This window comes from Kitasatospora sp. NPDC001132 (genome assembly GCF_053598415.1).
The window spans coordinates 77395-96536 of the sequence record NZ_JBSFKF010000017.1 but is presented as its reverse complement, the minus strand read 5'-3'; the positions used below and the strand labels follow the sequence as shown (position 1 = coordinate 96536).

Here is a 19142-nt window from a genome sequence, read left to right as displayed (position 1 = left end):
ACAGGGCGGGTGGAATGGACGGTTGGAGCTTCACAGCCGATCGTTCGCAGAGGGGGACTGACGGTTCTTTCACGCAAGGGGAGTTCGGACACGAAGGAGAGCCTCAGGCATAGGCCTGTACATGACATGGCTGCGCTCGTGGTCGGACGGCACTGCTCCTCTCGTGGCAGGAGGGAGGAAACGGAGCGCCGATCGCGTGACTCGCCAACGCGTGTGGGGAACGGGGGGTGCTACGAGGTGACCGGAGTGATCGCGGATCAGCGGCTCACTGTGGAATTCTCACTGGCGCTCACGGTGCCGCGCCGGCGGAGCTGTCGCGCATTCTCGCTGCCGGGATTTCGGCAGCGCTGTTCATCCGCGCGTTCGGGTGGGGAGCTTCTCGACTCCAGGATTGCGCACTTCGCGCTTCGGTTGTGGCAGTGGCGAAATTTGATCGACAAAGTGTCCGATTCGATCTCCTGGGACGGTACCATTCAGTGCCGTTTTGCGGGCCGGGGTGGAGTGGACAGCGGATGAGCGGCCAATGCAAGCTGTCCGCATGGCAGTTGACAAATTTGACGCGGCGTCGACCGATGCCGAGAACTCCTTACCCGGACCTGCACCGGCCTCCCCGGTCCGCCGGCCGGGACTGGCACTCGGCGTGCTGGCCGGGGCACTCGCCCTGGACGTGAGCGGCCTCGGCGTGCTCAACGCCGCTCTGCCGTCCGTCGGAGAGCGCTTCCACCTGGACGAGACGACGCTCCAGTGGGTCATGACCGCCTACGCCGTCACCTTCGCCGGCTTCCTGCTGGTGGGCGGCCGACTGGCCGACGTGCTCGGGCGGCGGCGGGTGTTCGAGGTCGGCGTCGCGCTGTTCACCGTGTCCGCGCTGGTCGGCGCGGCGGCCCCGAACACCGCGACGCTGCTGGGGGCGAGAGCCGCGCAGGGCATCGGCGCCGCCCTGTCGGGTCCGGCCGCGCTGGCGCTGCTCACCGACACCTTTCCGGCCGGTCCGGCACGCAACCGGGCCTTCGGGGTGTACGCGGCCGTCGGCGCCGCGAGCTTCAGCGGCGGGGTGCTGCTGGGCGGCGTCCTGACCGAGTTCCTCGGCTGGCGCTCGGTGCTGTGGTTCTCGGTGCTGCTCGGGCTCGGGGTGCTGGCCGCGACCCGCGTCGGACTGCCCGACGGCGCCGGCCACCGCGGCCGGCTCGACCTGCCCGGCGCGATCACCGGCACGCTCGGCCTCACCCTGCTCGTCGTCGGCGTCAGCACCGGCGGCGCCTCGGCTTGGATCGTCCTCGCCGCCGCCGTGCTCTTCCTGGTGCTGTTCGTCGTCCGGGAGCACCGCACCGCCGACCCGGTGCTCCCGCTCGGCCTCTTCCGGGCCAACTCGGTGCGGGAGGCGAGCCTGGCGGCGTTCCTCCAGTACACGGGCTCGGTCGGGATGCTGTTCTTCGCCCCGCTGTACCTCCAGGGGATGCTGCACTACTCGCCGTTCGAGTCCGGCATCGCCCTGGTGCCGATGTCCCTGGCCGTGTTCCTCACGGCCAACTTCGCCACCGGCCGGCTGCTGGCCAAGCACTCCCCGCGGACGCTGATGGCCGTCGGCCTCGTCCTGATCGGGGTGGGCACCGGGCTGTGGCTGGGCACGCCGCAGGACGGCGACTACCTGCTGCACGTGCTGCCCGGACTGGTGGTCAGCGGCATCGGTCAGGGGCTGAACTTCCCCTCGATGACCTCCGCCGGCCTCTCCGGCGTCCCGGAACGGCAGCACGCCGTCGCCGGGGCGGTGAACGTGGTGACCCAGCAGATCGGCGCCAGCGTGGGCGTGGCGCTGCTGGTGCTGGTCGCCGCGACCACCGAGGACCAGCTCGCCGGCTACCACCTCGCCTACGTCACCGCCGCCGCCGCGTGCGTGCTGGGCGCGGTGTTCATCGCGGTACGGCGACGGGCCTGAGCGCCCCGCGCGGTTCCGCGGCCGGGTGACGCGTACCCCGCCGACCAAGACGCCCGAGTCGCCGGTCCGGAGCCCCGGATCGGCGACTCGGGCCGATCCTGGGTCCGAGACCCGGCAAGAGGTTCCCCGTGGCGGCCACGCTCACCCGATGGCACGTCAGGCATACGGCCCGGAGCCGGAGTTCCGGGCCGTCGCCGTGTTTCCCGGTGCCCGCTCAGCCGGCCTCGCGTAGCTCGCTGTTCCTGGAGATGGCCGCTGCCCGGACATCTAGCAGCGCGAGCAGGACCGGTGGGTCGAGGGCGCGCACGGGGCGAAGGTGCAGTTCGAGGGGGTCCACCGGGACGTTCGTCCTGATCTCGATGGGGCCGACCGAGCCGACGGAGGCCTCGTCGGTGAGGACCTCCTCGCAGGAGGCGGGGACGGAGTGCGCGAGCAGGTACCAGGTCCCGGCCGGCACGTGTTCGAGCAGGAAGGAACCGGGGCGGGGGAGCACGGCGCAGGCGGCCGGCCGGCCCTCGGGGATGCGGGTGCGGAAGAGTCCGACGAAGACGCGGCCGAGTCGTTCGGCGTCGCACGCCCGGATCTCGCCGCGGACGGTGGCGAGTTCCGTCGGCTGGTTCCAGCGCCGGGTGTCGAGCTCGATGCGGTTGGTGAAGCCGCGTAACTGGCGGAACATCGTGGGCGAGGTGCCGACGCTGCTGGCGAACCGTGAGCTGAAGGTGCCGACGCTGTTGTAGCCGACGCGGTGGCTGATCTCGGTCACGGTGCAGTCCGTCTCGAGGAGCAGGCGCTTGGCGGCCTCGATGCGAATGGCGGACAGGAAGCGTCTCGGCGAGACCCCGGTCACCCGCTGGAATTCCCGGGAGAAGTGGAATTTGCTGTAGATGGCAGCCTCTGCCATATCGTCTATGGTCAGTAATTCGCCGATGTTCTCGTGCATGATCTCGATGGCTCGGGCCACGGCTTCTTCGATTGCAGGTTTCAAGGTGACTCCAGATTCTCGCTGTACCCGGTGGACGACGGAAACTTCGCTCCGGCGCTGCGTCCCGTGACGCAGCCGATCGGGGGGATGACATTCGGCTGCCGGAGCGTGCGAGGTATCCCGGCTCCCTTCGTTAAAGCGCCAGTGACACTGCGTGTTCTCGCGATTGCGATTGACGACCGTAGCAGGCGGACATGACAAGTACAACGGTGTGTTCACGCCCTTATTCGGCAAAGCCGAAGAGGAGATACTCGCCGGTATATGTTTGAAATATCGCAGCAATTGAAGAGGTGTGGCGGAGGGGGGAAGACGTAGCTGCCGGGTGGTGCGGACGGGGCGGGCGAGACGCCAGTGACCGGTGTGACGAGCGTGCCGGGCCGGTGCCCGCGGATGTCCTCCCCGGATCACGGCGGTTCCACCCCTCAATCCGCGTCGGCCGCCGAGTCCACCTCCTCCCGGAGCCGCTCCGCGGAGGCCGACACCGAGTTGACGGCGGCCTCCCGGGTGTCGCCGACGGCGACCATCAGCCCCACCAACTGCGCCTCCAGCAGGCTATCGGCGTTCCAGGGCTCGGTCAGGTAGTCGCCGAGCTCCAGAGCGACGAGACCGTGAACGGCGGACCACATCTGGTGTGCGACCAGGTCGGCGTCCGCCGCCCGGAACCGGCCGGCCTCGATGCACCGGGCGGCGCACTCGGCCACGCCCGCCAGCGTGTAGCGGCCGTATTGCCGGTCCTCCTCGCCCAGTGAGAAACCGGCCAGTGAGGACCCTCCGAACATCACCGCGTACAGGTGCGGGTTGGCCAGCGCATTGAGCCGGTACGCACGACCCAGCAATGCCAGGTCGCTCACCGGGTCGTCGCTGAACTCCACCAGGGTGAAGTAGTGCTGGAGCCGGGCGAACCCTTCGTGAACCATGGCGCGCACCAGGCCGCGCATTCCGTTGAAGTGGGTGTAGAGGGCCATCGTGGAGGCGCCGATCTCGCTCGCGATGCGACGGGCGGACAGCGCCTGCGGCCCTTCCTCCGCGAGCAGCCGGGCGGCGATGTCCACCAGCGCCGGACGGGTGCTGGGATCCGTGTGACGCGGACTCATTCCTTCAGTCAAGCAAAATGCCGTTATCCCAGGGCGGTTCGCGCCCACAACCCTCGGATCCCCGCACAATGCGAGAAGCAGCCCTTCGCGCGCCGGGCATAGCTTTCCAGTCACTCAGCGCGACATTCCAGGGCCCACCGGCGGCCGGAGAACAGCCGGGAAATGTCGAGGGCCCTCGCGCGATCACCACACCCCTGGTCAACGGAGGTCGCTCTTGTCCACCACAGCCCCCGGCCGGACCACCGGCGCCACGCTGCTCCTCTCCCTGGGCAGCCTGATCGTGCTGGTCTCCTCGGCATTCGCCTTCCACCATTCCTTCGCCATGGATCCCTCGATGCCGATGGCCCACATGCCGGCCGACGACGGCCGGAAGCTGCACGGCATGGCACTGGCGGACATGCCGGAGATGTTCACCGCCCTCGGCGGACTGCTGCTCGTGGTGGCCGGCGCCGCGCTGCGCGGGCGGCCGAAATCCGTCGAGGCCGACTCCGGGTCCGCGCGGCGCGGCCGGCTGCTGGTCGCCGTCATCGGCACGGCCGCCCTCACCATCGACATCAGCAAGACCTCGACCCTGGGCTTCGTCATCCCCGGCATGCGGGCCGAGTACGGGCTCGATCCCCGTACCGCCTCCCTGCTGGCGGTCTGCGGGCTGACCGGGACGGCGGCCGGGGCGCTGCTGTTCGGCGTGCTCACCGACCGGATCGGCCGGCGCAGCTCCTACCTGATCGCCACCCTCGGCTTCACCGCCACCAGCATGTGCGGCTCGATGCCCACCTTCGAGGGGAACCTGGTGATGTGCGGCCTGATGGGCCTGGCGGTCGGCGGCCTCGCCCCGCTGCTCATCACCCTGCTCACCGAGACCGCCGGCGGAAAGGTCCGCGGCTCCGTGGTGGTGGCGCTCTCCGTCGTCGCCACCGCGGTCGGCTACCTCGTCGCCGCCGGCTCGGCGCTGTGGCTGGAGCCGGTGTTCGGCTGGCGGATCCTCTGGCTGATCGGCGCCCCCACCGGTGCCGTGCTGGCCCTGCTCACCCCCTTCGTCCCCAACCGCGTCTCCGCCCCCGCCCCGGCGGCCGCGGACGCACCGGCCGTCCGGCACCTGCCCAGGTCCTCCCGGGCCCTCACCCAGGGCCTGCAGCGCGCCTTCGCCACCCTGATCGGACTGCTCACCTTCGGCCTCACCACCTGGGTGCCGAGCCTGGCCAGGATCGGCGGCGTACCGGTGCACACCGCGAACCTGATGCTCACGGTCGCGGCGATCGCGATGATCCCGTGCGCCCTGCTCCTGATGCTGGGCTACCGCCGCTTCGGCCCGACCTCCATGGCCGCGGGCCTGGCCACCGCAACCGCCGTGCTGCTGTTGGCGCTCACGGCCAGCGGCGCGGTGGCCGAGGTGGGCTGGATCGCCGCGGGCGCGCTGGTGGCGGCGCTGTTCTCGGTGAACTCGATGGCGGCGATCTTCCTCCCGATCGCGGCCGACCTGGCGGAGCCGGAACGGCGCGGCCGGACCACCGGGTGGGTCTCCCTCTTCAACCGGCTGGGCGGCCTGATGGGGCCGCTGCTGCTGGCGAGCCTGGTCTCCTCGGCCTCCGCCGTCCTGGTGGCGGTCTCCGCCCTCGCCCTGCTGTGCGGCGCGGCCGCCTGGTACATCAGCCGCCGGCACCGCCTCGCGCTGGCGGGCCTCGAACCGGCGACCGACTGACCGCGACCGACCGACCGGCGATCGACCGGCTGCGACCGACCGACCGGCCGCGACCGACCGACCGGCCGCGACCGACTGACCGGCGGGCCGCCCGCGGGCCGCCCGCCGGTCGACCGCGGGGCGCACGGGCGCACAGCACGAGCAGAGAAGCCCGCCGATCTCGGCCCGGCCGATACTGGGCAGGCCCCCGAATCCGACGCTCCGCAAAGCGAGTCGAGACGGCGTCGGCATCCGGACCCCCTGACGGAAGGAAGAGGCATGCCCGACTCACAGGACGTGACAGCCGCACTGGCGGCGGACGGCGACGCCGTCGAGGCCCTGGTGGCGGACCTCGCGGACGCCGACTGGGCGCGGCCCACCCCGGCGCCCGGCTGGACCATCGCCCACCAGATCGCCCACCTCGCGGCCACCTTCAAGCTGGCGGGCACCGCCGCGGCCGATCCGGAGGCGTTCAAGGCGCTGGCCGCGGGCGTCGGGCAGGACTTCGACGGTGCGGTGCAGCAGTCCCTCAAGCCCTACCTGGCGCCCTACCTGGCGTCCGGCGCGCCGAAGGAGCTGCTGGAACGCTGGAACGCCGAGCGGAGGACCGCCGAGCAGGCCCTGGCGGCCGTCCCGGCCGGTCAGCCGGTGCCGTGGCTGGTCCGCCCGCTGCCGGCGCCCGTCCTGGCCGCCGCCGGGATGATGGAGCTGTTCGGCCACGGCCAGGACATCGCCGACACGCTCGGGGTGCACCGCGAGCACACCGACCGGCTCCGCTACCTGGTCGAATTCGCCGTCCGCACCTGGGACTTCGGGTACCAGGCGCGCGGACTCGCCGCCCCCGCGACGGAGTTCCGCTTCGAGATCACCGCCCCGTCCGGCGCCCGCTGGGAGTTCGGCCCCGCCGACGCCGAGCAGCGCGTCAGTGGCCCCGCCGTCGACTTCTGCCTCCTGGTGACCCGCCGCCGCCACCGCGACGACCTCGCCCTGACGGCCGAGGGCAGGGACGCCGACGGCTGGCTCGACCTCGCCCAGGCCTACCGCGGCCCGGCCGGCGAGGGCCGCACTCCCGGCCAGTTCCGCCCGTCCGGGAACTGACCGCCGTACCCGTCCTGAATCCGTAGAGAGGGGACCTTCATGGCCACCCGTACCGACGAATGTGCCGTGGTTCTCGGCGGAAGCATTGCGGGCCTGCTGGCGGCCAGGGTGCTCTCCGAGTCCTATCCGAGGGTCGTGATCGTCGAACGCGACAAGATCCTCGGGGTCCGCGGGCCGCGCCGCGGCGTCCCGCACGGCAACCACGCCCACGGGCTGGTCGCCCGGGGCCACCAGATCATGGAGTCGCTGTTCCCGGGCCTCACCGAGGAGTTGATCGCCGCAGGGGTGCGGCCCGGTGACTTCAGCGGCGACATCCGCTGGTACTTCAACGGGCTGCGGCTGCGCCCCGCCCGTACCGGCCTGCCGTCCGTGCCGGCCACCCGGCCGGTGCTCGAGTACCACCTGCGCGAGCGGGTGCGGGCGCTGCCGGAGGTGTCGTTCCTGGAGGAGCACGACGTCGTCGCCCCGGTGACCGACGCCTCCGGGCACCGGGTCACCGGGGTCAGGGTGCAGCAGCGCACCCCCGGGGCCGAGGAGCGGACGCTCTCCGCCCACCTGGTCGTCGACACCACCGGTCGCGGTTCGCGCACCCCGCTGTGGCTGGCCGACCTCGGGTACCAGGCGCCCCCCGAGGAGCGGATCGAGATCGACCTGGCGTACACCACCCGCCACTACCGGCTGGAGAAGGACCCCTTCGGCAGCGAGATCGCCATCATCCCGGCCGCCACGCCCTCGCACCCGCGCGGGGGGTTCTTCTACCGGGTGCCCGGCGACGACAACCGGGTGGAGCTGTCGGTGACCGGGATCGTGGGTGACCACCCGCCCACCGACCCGGAGGGGTTCGACGCCTTCGTCCGTTCGCTGCCCGCCCCCGAGATCCACGAGGCGATCCGCGACGCCGAACCCCTCGACGAACCGCTGCGCTTCCGCTTCCCGGCCAGCGTCCGCAGGGACTACAACCGGCTGGAGCGCTTCCCCGCCGGGCTGCTCGTCATGGGCGACGCGGTCTGCAGCTTCAACCCCGCCTACGCCCAGGGCATGACCTCGGCCGCGCTGCAGGCGCTGGTGCTGCGGCGGCACTCCGCGGGGCGCCGGCTGCCGCGCCCCCAGGACTTCTTCCGCGAGGTCGCGCGGGAGATCAAGACCCCCTGGGAGTTCGCCGCGGTGTCGGACCTCGGCTACCCCGGCGTCAAGGGCCGGCGGACCGCCCAGACCAGCCTGGTCAACCGGTACGTCGCGCTGGCCCAGCGGGCGGCGGTGCACGATCCCCGGGTGACCGACGCACTGGTGCGGATCGCCGGACTGGTGGCCTCCCCGCAGTCCCTGATGCACCCGCGCACCCTGCTGCGGGTCCTGCGGGCCTCCCGCCGCCCCGTGCCGCCCTCGGCCTTCGGATCGCCGACTTCCTGAAGCGGACGTCGGCGATCCGGTTGGGAGGGAAGGCACTTCTTCGCCACTATGTCGAGAGCGGCGCGTCGGCGCCGACGAAGTAGTGGAGGGGGGCGCAGCAGGCGCCTCACGTCGCAGGGAGCGGAACCATGAAGTACCTGATCATGATGTACCCGAACGCCGCGGTCCTGGACGCGATGTCGGAGGAGGAGCGCAACGCCCTCTTCCAAGGGCACGGCGGGTTCATGGAGAAGATCAAGGCGAGCGGCGAGTTCGTCGGGACCCTGGCGCTGGCCGGCGTCGACCAGAGTGCCGTGGTGAGCGTCCGGGGCGGTGTGCCCGCGGTGACGGACGGTCCGTACGCCGAGGCCAAGGAGTACATGGGCGGAATCTACGTCATCGACGTCAGGGACGCGGAGCGCGCCCGGGAGGTCGCCGCGATGATCCCGGACGCCGCGGTCGAGGGCCTGGGCATCGAGCTCCGGCCGGTCGTCTACAGCGATGGTTTCTCTTCCTGACCGGTCGCCCGGGGGCCCTCGCGGCCCCCGGGCTTCCGGCTCTTCCGTGTTCTCACCCGTGCCGGCGGGTGGTCAGGTCCTGAGCTGGGGCTCCGGGTCCGTGCGGTCGGGTGCGCGTCGGGCCGGTGGCCGGCCCCAGCGGCGCATGGCCGGCACCTCGACGGTCTTGTGCAGCACCCAGGCAAGTGCCACGCAGAGCGCGTAGAGGCCGAGGATGAACAGGATGGCGACGGGTGTGGAGAACGTCGTCGGGGTGTATCGGCCCGCGTAGCCCACGAACTGGCCCGAGAACGCCGCGTGTGCCGCGAAGATCACGGTGATGTGGATGATGTAGAAGGCGAAGGACAGTTCGCCGAGCCACATCATGAAGCGCCCGTCGAGGATCGTGCCCCTGCCGGAGCGGTCACCGGAGGCCAGCGAGCCGATCAGCAGCGCGGCCGGGATCGGGTAGAGCGCCGCGACCATGAAGACGGCGGGCAGGTGGGCCAGCAGCAGGAAGACGGCGAGGTTGAGCAGGACGGCCGGCAGGACGCGGATCCTCGGCCACCGCCCGTCGGCGACGATCCGGGCGAGGAGCATGCCCATCACGAACTCGATCGTCCGGACGGGCGGGAAGAAGCACAGCGCCCACATCTGGGGCCAGGACCCCGCGGGGTAGAAGCTCGGCGGATACCCCGAGAGCAGCGGCCGGCTGATCACCGGGATCAGGGCGGCGGTCACGCCGAGGCCGATCAGCCAGGGCCACAGTGCCCGCCGGTCGAGCCGCCGGACGAACCGGAGCAGCAGCGGGAACAGGGCGTAGCACAGCAGGTCCACCGTGAGGGTCCAGCTCGGCCCGTTGAACTGGTACAGCATCAGGTCCTGGGAGGGCCACCAGGTCTGCACCAGGAAGAGGCCGGCGATGGCCGGAACCCATCTGATGGTGTCGCCCGCGGCGGCGAACTGGCTCAGGGCGAGGACCGCGACCAGGGCGTGGGACGGGCCGATGCGCATCAGTCTGCGCCGCCAGAAGTCGACGGTTCTGCGGCCCGGTCTGGCGGACCAGGTCAGCACGAACCCGCTGAGGACGAAGAAGACCGAGACCGCGAGGAAGCCGACCCGCCCGTTGCCCGTCAGGCTGTTGAAGGCGGAGTGGGCGGCGGGGTCCGAGAACACGGGGAGCAGGAGCGCGTGGTTGGCGAAGACGAAGACGACGGCGACGGCCCGCAGGCCCTCCAGCGACGGCAGCGTCATCGCAGGGACGGGTAACTGGGATTTCACGGCAGTCCCTTTCTCCGGGGTGGAGAACGCTCGGACGGTGCCGCCCGGTCTCTCGGCCGGTACGCGGCACCGGGCGGCGCCGGGCGGCGCCGCCGGCCCCTACGTCGAACGGGGGCGGGGGGATTCGACACCGTCGTGCCCTTCTTCCTCGAGTCGCGCCGGGGCGGCGGGAGTTGCCGGATGTACCCGGGAACGGACCGACGGCTGTGGCCGGGGCGCGAAGCCCCGGCCACAGCCGTCGGTCGTCGTGCTGGGTGGTGCGGTCAGCCGGTCGCGGGGACGGAGTCCTCGCTGCCCTCGGCGGCGGCCTCGGCCGCCGGCTGGCCGGTGGGCGGCACGTGCCGGAGCAGGGAGGTGACCAGGGCGGCGGTGGCGACCAGCAGGACGCCGGAGATGGTCACCACGGTGTGGAGCTCGGAGGCGAAGGCCGCCCGGGCGGGCGTGAGGAGGGTGTCGGCGACCTGGGCGGACAGCGAGCCGGCGGCCTCCGTCGCGCCGGCGAGGGAGTCCTTCGCCGCCCGGACCGCGTCGGCCGGCAGGCCGTCCGGAACGCTGAGGGTGCCGCGGTAGACGGCGGTGCCGATGCTGCCCAGGGCGGCGATGCCGAGGGCGAACCCGAGCTGGCCGCTGGTCTCGTTGAGCGCGCCCGCGGAACCGGCCTTCTCCTGCGGCGCGGAGCCCATGACCAGGCCCATGCCGAGGGTGACCATCGGGCCGGAGCCGAGGAAGACCACGGCGAAGCCGGTGATCAGCACGACCGGGCTCGTTCCGGGCTCCGCCATGGTGATCACCAGCATGCCGACCGCGGCGAGGACCAGTCCGCCACCGATGACGTACGCCGGGCGGAAACGCTGGCCGAGCTTGGGGGAGATGCCGAAGCTGATCGTGTTGGCGAGGATCGCCGGCAGCATCCACAGGCCCGAGTGGAGCGGGTCGCGGCCGTACACCAGCTGCAGCGTCTGGGTGACGAAGAACATCACCGCGCCGGTGAGCATGGTGCCGAGGAACAGGCTGACCAGGGCCGCGGAGAAGGAGCGGCTGCCGAACAGGCTCAGGTCGAGCAGCGGGTTCGGCAGCTTGCGCTGGCGGTGGACGAAGAGGATGCCGAAGCCGATGCCGACCAGCACGGCCGCGATCGACAGCGGCTGCCAGCCGTCCTTGGCGATCTCCTTCAGTCCCCAGATGGCGAGCAGGACGGCCGCCATCGACTCCAGCGCGCTGATCGGGTCCAGGCGTCCGGCCTCGGGGTTGCGGAACTCGGGCAGGAAGACCGGGCCGAGCACGAGCAGCAGCACCATCGGGGGGACACCGAGCAGGAAGGCCGAGCCCCACCAGAAGTGGTCGAGCATGGTGCCGCCGATGATCGGGCCGATGATGGCGCCGGCCGAGAAGCACGCGCCCCAGATGCCGAACGCGGCGCCGCGCTGCTTGGGGTCCTGGAACATGGTGGTGATCAGCGAGAGGGTGCCCGGCGCGAGGGTGGCGCCGGCGATGCCGAGCAGGGCGCGCGAGGCGATCAGCATCTCGGGGCTGACGGCGTACGCGGAGGCGACGGAGGCGAGGCCGAAGGCGCCGGCACCGATCAGCAGCAGCCGGCGCCGTCCGATGCGGTCGCCGAGCGACCCCATGGTGACGAGCAGGCCGGCCAGCATGAACGAGTAGATGTCGGTGATCCACAGCTGCTGCACACCGCTGGCGTGCAGGTCCTCCGACAGGCTGGGCAGGGCCAGCAGCATGACGAAGACGTCGATCGAGACCAACAGGGTGGGCAGGGCGAGGACGGCGAGTCCGGTCCACTCTCGCCGTCCGGCCCGGGGTGCGGCCTCGCCGGGGGACGTGGTGTCGCTCATTACGGGGGTCCTTCCGCGTTCTCGGGGCACTCGGCATCCGCGGGTGCCGTCACACCGGTACGTCGGACCCGGCGACAAGGTCTCGACATCTCCGGCGGAAACTCGGGCGCAGCGGCGTCATCTCGGCTTGGATGTCGAGGGCGGGCCGCCTGCGGCGACGTCTCAGGTGCAGAGCACCAGCCGACCGCGCGAAGGACCAAGGAATGATGGTATGAAATACATGCTTCTGATCCATATGAACCCGGTCATCTGGGACGGTCTGCCGGAGCGGGAGCGGAACGAGGTCTACTCCGGGCATGCCACGTTCCAGCAGAAGATCCTCGACTCCGGTGAGATGGTGACGACCCAGGCCCTCGCCGATCCGTCCGCCAGCACCACGGTCAGAGTCCGCAACGGGCGGCCCGCGGTGACCGACGGCCCGTACACGGACACCAAGGAGTTCCTGGCCGGCTACTACCTGGTCGACTGTGCGTCCAGGGAGCGCGCAGTCGAACTGGCCGGCCAGATCCCCGATGCCCGGTACACCGGCATCGAGGTCCGCCAGGTCGTCTTCGAAGCAGATGCGGAGAGTTGAGCCGATGAACCGTGACGCCCGGGTCGAGGGCCTGCTCCGATCGCTGGCACCGCAGGTCCTCGGCGCGGTCGTCCGCCGCTACGGACACTTCGACGCCTGTGAGGACGCCGTCCAGGACGCCCTGCTGGCGGCGACCGTCCAGTGGCCCGACCAGGGCGTCCCCAACAACCCCCGGGCGTGGCTGATCACCGTGGCCGCCCGCCGGGTGATCGACGGGCTGCGCAGCGAGCAGGCCCGCCAGCGCCGTGAGGCCACCGTCGCCGCGCTCACCCCGACCGACGAGACGGTGACGCCCGGCCCCGGCGAGGAGCCCAAGGCGGCCGAGCACGACGACATGCTCACCCTGCTCTTCCTGTGCTGCCACCCCTCGCTCACGCCCGGCTCGCAGGTCGCCCTCACCCTGCGGGCCGTCGGGGGTCTGACCACCGCCCAGATCGCGCACGCCTTCCTGGTCCCCGAGGCGACCATGGCCCAGCGGATCAGCCGGGCCAAGCAGCGGATCAAGGCCACCGGCTCGTCGTTCCGGATGCCTCCGCAGAGCGAGCGCGAGGAACGCCTGGCGGTCGTGCTCCAGGTGCTCTACCTGATCTTCAACGAGGGCTACACCACCACCAGCGGCCCCGACCTCCTGCACCCCGAACTGGCCCGCGAGGCGATCCGGCTCAACCGTGAACTGCACCGGCTGCTGCCCGGGGAGGGCGAGGTCGCGGGCCTGCTGGCGCTGATGCTGCTGACCGATGCCCGCCGCCCGGCCCGCACCCGGCCCGACGGCAGCCTCGTCCCGCTCGCCGAGCAGGACCGCTCCCGCTGGGACCAGGCCGCGCTCAAGGAGGGGCTGGCGCTGATCGCCGAGACGCTCCCGCGGATGGTGACCGGGCCGTACCAGGTACAGGCGGCGATCGCGGCCGTGCACGGCGAGGCCGCGCGCGCCGAGGACACCGACTGGCCGCAGATCACGGCTCTGTACGAGGTGCTGGAGCGGATGTCCCCCGGCCCGATGGTGACGCTCAATCACGCGGTCGCCCGCGCGATGGTCGACGGCCCGGCGGCCGGGCTCGAGATGCTCGCGACCCTGGAGGCCGACGGCCGGCTCGCGGGCCACCACCGGCTCGCCGCCGTCCGCGCCCATCTCCAGGAGCTGAACGGCGATCCGGCGGCGGCCCGGGAGAGCTACCGCGAGGCCGCCCGGCAGACCGGCAGCCTTCCCGAACGCCGCTACCTGGAGGCCCGCGCCGAGGCGACGAACAACCGGTGACGGAACGACCGGTGACGGAACGACCAGTGACGAGCCCGCCGGTGACGGAACGGCCGGTGACGAGTCCGGGCCGCTGAGGCCCGCCTCAGCGCAGGCCGCCGCGCGGGCGCGGCATGAGCGCCAACAGCACGGTCATGCCGAGCAGGGCCCGCAGGTCGGGGCCGATGTCCCGGCCGGCCGCCCGCTGCTGCTGCGCCAACTCGTGTGCCATCCGCAGCAGTTCGGAGTCGGTACGGGGGACCAGCTCCGCGACGGCGGACAGCGTCACACCGGCGAGCAGGCAGGTCATCACGCCGTGCCGCCACCTGGTCTGGTCGAGGTGCAGGGCCGCGAACGGGCCCATCGCCGCCGCGATCAGCAGCGGGTCCCTGCTGCGCAGGCCGTCGGCGACCAGCTCCAGGCCGAGCCGCGTGCAGGAGGCCGGCAGCAGCGCCAACGCCCGTAGCACGCCGCGCTGTTCGGCGTCGTCGCCGCGGCGGTAGAGCCGCTCGACCTGTTCCTCCAGGAGCCCGGCGGGCAGCACCTCGGCCAGCACCGTGAGCAGCCGGGCCCTGGCCCGGTCGTCGACGGTGCCGAAGACCAGGCCCTGCGGGTCGGCCTCCGGCCGGACGGGCCCCCGGCCGACCGCCCGGCCGACCAGCGAGAACTCCTCGTGGACGGCGGTGGGGCGCTGCCGGATGCGGCGTTCGGCACCGGCCAGCCAGCCGTTCTCCGGTGCGTGCAGGATGGCCACCGAGCCCCCTCGCGGGATGTCGGTGGCAGGCCAGGGGTGTTCCTCGTGGAACTGCATGATCGACGGTCTCCGAATCGTGGACGTCAGCGGTGCAGCCGTGGGCGGCAGCTGAACGGAAACGGTTTGTCCGGTGGCCGACTGGTGCCCGGCGGGCGGCGGTTGGTGCGCAGGCCTCAACCGCGGTCGGCGATGCTCGCTATGAAACAGCGGGGCGCGGAGCACGGTCAAGAACCGCTGCGGGGCCGCGAACCGGCCGGACGATCACGGGGGAGCACGCGTTCGCGCAGGTCGCGGCGGACGCCGGGAGGCGCGGAGGGGGCCCGGAGCGGGCACGGGGAGCCCCGTGGACACCGCACGACACGAGAAGGGAGGCGTGCGGGGCCTCCCGCGGGGCGCCGCGTGCCGGGCGGCCGTCGGGACGGCGTCCACTCCGTCCCGGCGGCCGCAGCAGCCGGCATCTCTGCCCTGCACTTGGTAGTCGAAGCCGACGACGCGTCATCGACATCCGCGGGCAAGATTCTTCGGACTTCTCTCGAAGCCGCTGCAGGACCGCTGCCGGGCCGCCGCCGGGCCGCCGCCGGACCGCGACCGCGCCTCCACCGGGCCCCGGGAACGACGAACAGCGGTCACCGGCGCGGCGGTGGTGCCTGCCGCGCCGGTGACCGCTGTGCTGCCCGAGGGGCGCTCAGAGCCGCTGCAGCGCCTTGCGGTCCACCTTGCCGTTGGCGGTCAGCGGCAGGGTGACGACGAACCGGACGTCCCGCGGGTACTTCTGCGGCGACATCCGGGCGCGGACGAAGTCCTTCAGCTCGGCGGCCGAGACCTCGGCGCGGGGGACCACGTACGCCCTGGTGAGGGTGAGGCCGTCCTCCTGGTAGCCGACGACCGCGCACTGGTCCACGGCCGGGTGGTTCAGCAGGCAGTCCTCGATCTCGACCGGTGCCACCCAGACCCCGTGGACCTTCAACAGGTCGTCCGCCCGGCCCCGGTAGTAGAAGAAGCCCTCCTCGTCCCGGGTGAAGAGGTCGCCGGTGCGCACGGTGTGCTCCGCGGGGAAGGTCACGGCCGTCTGCTCCGGCGCCTCCCAGTAGCCCAACGCGGCCGTCTCGCCCACCACTTGGAGGACTCCGAGCTCGCCGTCGGGCAGCGGGTCGCCGTGGTCGTCGACCACGTTCACCCGGTACCCCGGCACCTCCTTGCCCAGGCTTCCGATCCGGGCCTCGCCGGGCCGGTTCGAGATGTAGGCGTGGTAGACCTCGCAGGAGCCGATGCTGTCGGTCACCTCGACGCCGAAGGTGTCCAGCCACCTGCGGTGCAGCTCGCCCGGAAGCGCCTCGCCGGCCGAGATGCAGAGCCGGAGCGAACTCAGGTCCCGGGTGCGGGCGTCGGGGTGGTCGACCATCGCCTTGATCATGGTCGGCACGTTGACCAGGACGGTCGGCCGGTGCCGCTCGATCAGGTCGAAGATCCGCTCCGGCGTGCTGCGCTCCGGGAAGACGACCCCGGCGGCGCCGACGCCGAACGGGAACAGCACCGCCGTGTCCCGCGAGTAGCCGAAGAACAGTTTCGGCACCGGCAGCACGACGTCGTCCGGGCGCAGGCCGAGGACGCCGCGGGCGTACCAGTCGAAGCTCAGCACCGGGCTGCGGGCCGGCACCAGGACGGCCTTGGGCGCGCCCGTGCTGCCCGTGGTGAACTTCCACATGACGATGTCGTCCCGGTCGACCTCCACCGCGGCCAGCTCATCCGACTGCCCGGCGAGCAGCGTCTCGTAGTGCAGCTCGCCCTCGAGCAGCTCCTCCGGCGCCAGGCCCATCACCAGGAGGTTGCGCTCCCCGGTCTCGCGCAGGGCGGCCACCGTCGCCCGGTCGACCAGCGTGAGCGACGGCTTCACGTAGTCCAGGTAGTACCGGTAGTCCTTCGGGTGGAGGTAGCTGTAGACCTCCGCGGTGACGGCACCGATCTTCTGCACGCCGTACCAGGCCGCCACGTACTCGACGCCGTCGCTCAGCGCCATCATCACGCGGTCGCCGCGCCCGATGCCCAGGCCGCGCAGCAGGTTGCCCACCCGGTTGGCCAGCGCGCCCAGTTGGGCGTAGGTGGTGTGCCCGGTGTCGGTGATCAGCGCGGTGCGCTCGCCGTCGTTGCGGTCGACGAACCAGTCGGCGACGTTGAGCCGCGACGGCACGTCCGCGTAGCGCATCGGCCCCTGTGGCCCGGATGTCCCCGTCTCGGTCATTTGCCGGACCCCACCAGGTCGCGCAGCCGCTCGGCGGGGCGCTCGATGAGGTAGTGGCTCACCGTCGCGAACAGCACGCTGCCCGCGAGGACGAAGACCAGCAGCTCCCAGAAGCCCGCCTTGCCGACGAACGCGCCGACCGGCATGGCGTGGTTGTCGAAGATGCTTCCGTTCTTGAACCAGGCGTGGATCATCGGCAGGTGCCAGAGGTAGATGCCGTACGACATCCGCCCGAGGAAGCGCACCGGCGGGTTGCCGAGCACGCCGTCCATCAGCCGCGAGCTGACGCCGGGGACGGTCAGCGGCAGCACCACCAGCATCGCGAAGAGGATGGTGAGGACCTGGACGGTCAGCTCCTGCGCCAGGGCGCCGTAGGTGCCGGTTCCCGGGATGCCGAAGGGCTTGGGGATGTTGAGCAGGAACACCACGCCCGCGCCGAGCCAGCACAGGTTGGGCCGCGCGGCCACCATCCGGAAGAGGGCGGGCGGTTGGGACGTCGTCTCGGCGTAGGCCAGCAGGGCCGCGAGCGCCATGCCTCCGGCGAAGAAGCTGAAGGAGCCGAAGGGGAAGAAGGAGTAGTAGAAGACGTCGGCCTTCATGGCGGGCAGGTACGCGAAGGTGGTCCAGCCCAGGCTGGCCAGCGCGACCAGGGCCAGCGGCAGGGCGATCCGGCGGGCCCGGCGGCTCGGGTCGGCGGCGCGGGACGCGTACTTCTGGACGAGCCAGCCGATGAGCGGCAGGCTCAGGTAGAACACCAGTTCCGTGGGGACCGTCCAGGTCGGCTCCAGGCCGGCGATCCAGTCCATCGGGTTCCTGGTCAGCACGAAGTGCACCATCAGGAACGGCTTGAGCACGTACCAGGGTCCGTCGATGTTGTCGAAGTCGATCAGCAGCAGGACGGCCAGGACCATCGCCCAGTAGCCCGGCACGATCCGCAGCGCCCGCTTCCAGAGGAACGGGAGCGTCGCGGGTCGCCGGGTCCCGGATATCGTGGCGCGCGCGAACGGGCGGAACAGCAGGAGGCCCGACAGCACGAAGAAGGGCGACAGGCACACCTCCAGGCCGTTGGCCAGCACGCTCCACAGGTCATGCCCCGGCTCGGCCATCGAGTGGCTGACGTTGGCCTCGTACGCGACGTGGTACGCGAGCACGCCGACGGCGGCCAGTCCGCGCAGCCCTTCGAGGGTCGGAACCCTCTTCGTCTTCGGTGCCCCCCCGGCGAGGCCGACGGATCTCTCTGTCACTGCCATGCGTGTGTCCCCCTCTGGTGACTGTGTTCCGGTGTTAGGGAGCCGTCAAGGGCCGGGCCGCCGAGGTGGCGGCCCGGCCCGACCAGAGGTCTCAGTTGGCGGCGGCGTGCTGCGCGACCAGCTCGCTGAGCTGGTCGACGGCGGAGGCGGGACCGGGGAAGAACCGGTTCTTCGTCAGCGCGAAGGCGATGCCGGTCTCGGTGTCGGCGTAGGCCGTGCTGCCACCCATGCCGGGCATGCCGAACGTGGTGAGCGTGTCCTGCGGGTTGGCACCCGGCCGGCCCAGGTTGTAGCCCAGCGCGCGCGGCATCGGGAAGCCGATCATCTGGTCGACGTCGGCGGTGGCCACGGCCGTGACCTCGCGCAGCCGCTCGTCCGAGATCAGCCGGACGCCGTCGACCTCGCCGAGCAGGGCGGCGTACATCCGGGCCACGGCGCGGGCGGACATCGTGCCGCCGGAGGGGATGTCCGAGCCGAGCACCAGCGGGTGGTTGCCGTAGTCGGCGCTCGGGGTCACGGCCGCCGGGGTGGCCTTGAACAGCGGCAGGTCGGCGGGCATCGCGGCCAGCATCTCGGCGGTGCCGGGCGCGTCCTCCAGCCGGGCGAGCCGGCCGAGCTCGGACTCCGGGACGCCGAAGAACAGCTCGTCCGCGATGCCGAGCGGACCGGTCACCTCCTCCTTGAGCACCTGGGAGATCGGCTTGCCGGTGGCCCGGCGGACGATCTCGCCCATCACGAAGCCCCAGGTCATCGCGTGGTAACCGGTCTTGGTGCCGGGCTCCCACCACGGCTCGGCGTCGGCGAGCAGACCGACCATCCGGTCCCAGTCGGCCAGGTCCGGGATGGTGAGGTCGGACGGCACCGCCGGGACGCCGACCGAGTGGGTCAGCGCGTGGCGCACGGTCGCCTTGTCCTTGCCGTGGGCGCCGAACTCCGGCCACAGCTCGACGATCGGGGTGTCGTAGTCAAGGGCGCCGCGCTCGGCGAGGACGTGCACCACCGTCGCGGTGACACCCTTGCCGGTCGAGGCGCTGTAGAACGGGATGTCCGAGGTGACCGGACGGCCGCTGTCGGCGTCGGCGACGCCCGCCACCGCGTCCACGACCAGCTCGCCGTGCTGGTACACCGCGACCTGGATCCCCTGCTCGGCGCCGGACTCCACCATCTCGTCGATGGCCTGCTGGACGATCTTCTGCATGATGCTCATGCCCTTTCGACTTTCGCTCTGTGGATCCGGCGCCCCACGGGCACCGCTCACATGAGACATCGGTGCCGTCGTCGGGATC

15 protein-coding genes are annotated in these 19142 nt (G+C 71.7%); 7 read left to right on the top strand and 8 right to left on the bottom strand.

The window, feature by feature from the left end; all coding sequences use genetic code 11:
* Positions 1-538 precede the first annotated feature (538 nt).
* Complete coding sequence (locus ACWDBE_RS22705; protein WP_449808881.1) at positions 539-1936, top strand: MFS transporter; 1398 nt, start codon at positions 539-541, stop codon at positions 1934-1936.
* A gap of 214 nt (positions 1937-2150) precedes the next feature.
* On the opposite strand, the gene ACWDBE_RS22700 is transcribed toward ACWDBE_RS22705, so the two are convergent.
* Positions 2151-2876, bottom strand: coding sequence for a helix-turn-helix transcriptional regulator (locus ACWDBE_RS22700; protein ID WP_449790612.1), 726 nt, complete (start codon positions 2874-2876; stop codon positions 2151-2153).
* A gap of 464 nt (positions 2877-3340) precedes the next feature.
* Positions 3341-4012 (bottom strand): TetR/AcrR family transcriptional regulator, encoded by a 672-nt coding sequence (locus tag ACWDBE_RS22695; RefSeq protein ID WP_449790573.1) that lies wholly within the window; start codon positions 4010-4012, stop codon positions 3341-3343.
* 214 nt (positions 4013-4226) lie between these two features.
* Here ACWDBE_RS22695 and ACWDBE_RS22690 point away from each other — a divergent pair, with 214 nt between their 5' ends.
* The 4 genes from ACWDBE_RS22690 (at position 4227) to ACWDBE_RS22675 (ending at position 8695) form a co-directional block, all read left to right on the top strand.
* The gene (locus tag ACWDBE_RS22690; RefSeq protein ID WP_449790572.1) at positions 4227-5711 is read left to right on the top strand and encodes an MFS transporter; all 1485 of its coding nucleotides are present in this window, start codon (positions 4227-4229) and stop codon (positions 5709-5711) included.
* A gap of 258 nt (positions 5712-5969) precedes the next feature.
* Positions 5970-6788: a TIGR03084 family metal-binding protein gene (locus ACWDBE_RS22685; protein WP_449790571.1), complete on the top strand. Its 819-nt coding sequence runs from the start codon at positions 5970-5972 to the stop codon at positions 6786-6788.
* Positions 6789-6827: 39 nt separating this feature from the next.
* Positions 6828-8198, top strand: coding sequence for an FAD-dependent oxidoreductase (locus tag ACWDBE_RS22680; RefSeq protein ID WP_449790570.1), 1371 nt, complete (start codon positions 6828-6830; stop codon positions 8196-8198).
* A 128-nt stretch (positions 8199-8326) separates the two neighbouring features.
* Positions 8327-8695 (top strand): YciI family protein, encoded by a 369-nt coding sequence (locus tag ACWDBE_RS22675; protein WP_449790569.1) that lies wholly within the window; start codon positions 8327-8329, stop codon positions 8693-8695.
* Positions 8696-8767: 72 nt separating this feature from the next.
* Here the strand turns inward: ACWDBE_RS22675 and ACWDBE_RS22670 are convergent, their stop codons facing one another.
* Together ACWDBE_RS22670 and ACWDBE_RS22665 are read right to left on the bottom strand one after the other, a co-directional pair.
* A complete protein-coding gene (locus tag ACWDBE_RS22670) occupies positions 8768-9928 on the bottom strand; it encodes an acyltransferase family protein (RefSeq protein ID WP_449808880.1) in 1161 nt (386 codons plus the stop codon).
* Positions 9929-10218: 290 nt separating this feature from the next.
* On the bottom strand, positions 10219-11805 hold the full coding sequence (locus ACWDBE_RS22665; protein ID WP_449790567.1) for an MFS transporter: 1587 nt from the start codon (positions 11803-11805) through the stop codon (positions 10219-10221).
* 211 nt (positions 11806-12016) lie between these two features.
* On the opposite strand from ACWDBE_RS22665, the gene ACWDBE_RS22660 reads away from it, so the two are divergent.
* The gene (locus ACWDBE_RS22660) at positions 12017-12379 is read left to right on the top strand and encodes a YciI family protein (protein WP_449790566.1); all 363 of its coding nucleotides are present in this window, start codon (positions 12017-12019) and stop codon (positions 12377-12379) included.
* Positions 12380-12383: 4 nt separating this feature from the next.
* The gene (locus tag ACWDBE_RS22655) at positions 12384-13634 is read left to right on the top strand and encodes an RNA polymerase sigma factor (protein WP_449790565.1); all 1251 of its coding nucleotides are present in this window, start codon (positions 12384-12386) and stop codon (positions 13632-13634) included.
* Positions 13635-13719: 85 nt separating this feature from the next.
* On the opposite strand, the gene ACWDBE_RS22650 is transcribed toward ACWDBE_RS22655, so the two are convergent.
* The 4 genes from ACWDBE_RS22650 to ACWDBE_RS22635 form a co-directional block, all read right to left on the bottom strand.
* Positions 13720-14424, bottom strand: coding sequence for an EboA domain-containing protein (locus ACWDBE_RS22650; RefSeq protein WP_449790564.1), 705 nt, complete (start codon positions 14422-14424; stop codon positions 13720-13722).
* A gap of 628 nt (positions 14425-15052) precedes the next feature.
* Entirely contained in the window at positions 15053-16606 is a 1554-nt protein-coding gene (locus tag ACWDBE_RS22645) for a benzoate-CoA ligase family protein (RefSeq protein ID WP_449808879.1), read from the bottom strand.
* The gene (locus tag ACWDBE_RS22640; RefSeq protein WP_449790562.1) at positions 16603-17856 is read right to left on the bottom strand and encodes an acyltransferase family protein; all 1254 of its coding nucleotides are present in this window, start codon (positions 17854-17856) and stop codon (positions 16603-16605) included. The genes ACWDBE_RS22645 and ACWDBE_RS22640 overlap by 4 nt, the downstream gene beginning before the upstream one ends.
* A 91-nt stretch (positions 17857-17947) precedes the next feature.
* Positions 17948-19063, bottom strand: coding sequence for a serine hydrolase domain-containing protein (locus ACWDBE_RS22635; RefSeq protein ID WP_449790561.1), 1116 nt, complete (start codon positions 19061-19063; stop codon positions 17948-17950).
* Between the last annotated feature and the right edge of the window lie 79 nt (positions 19064-19142).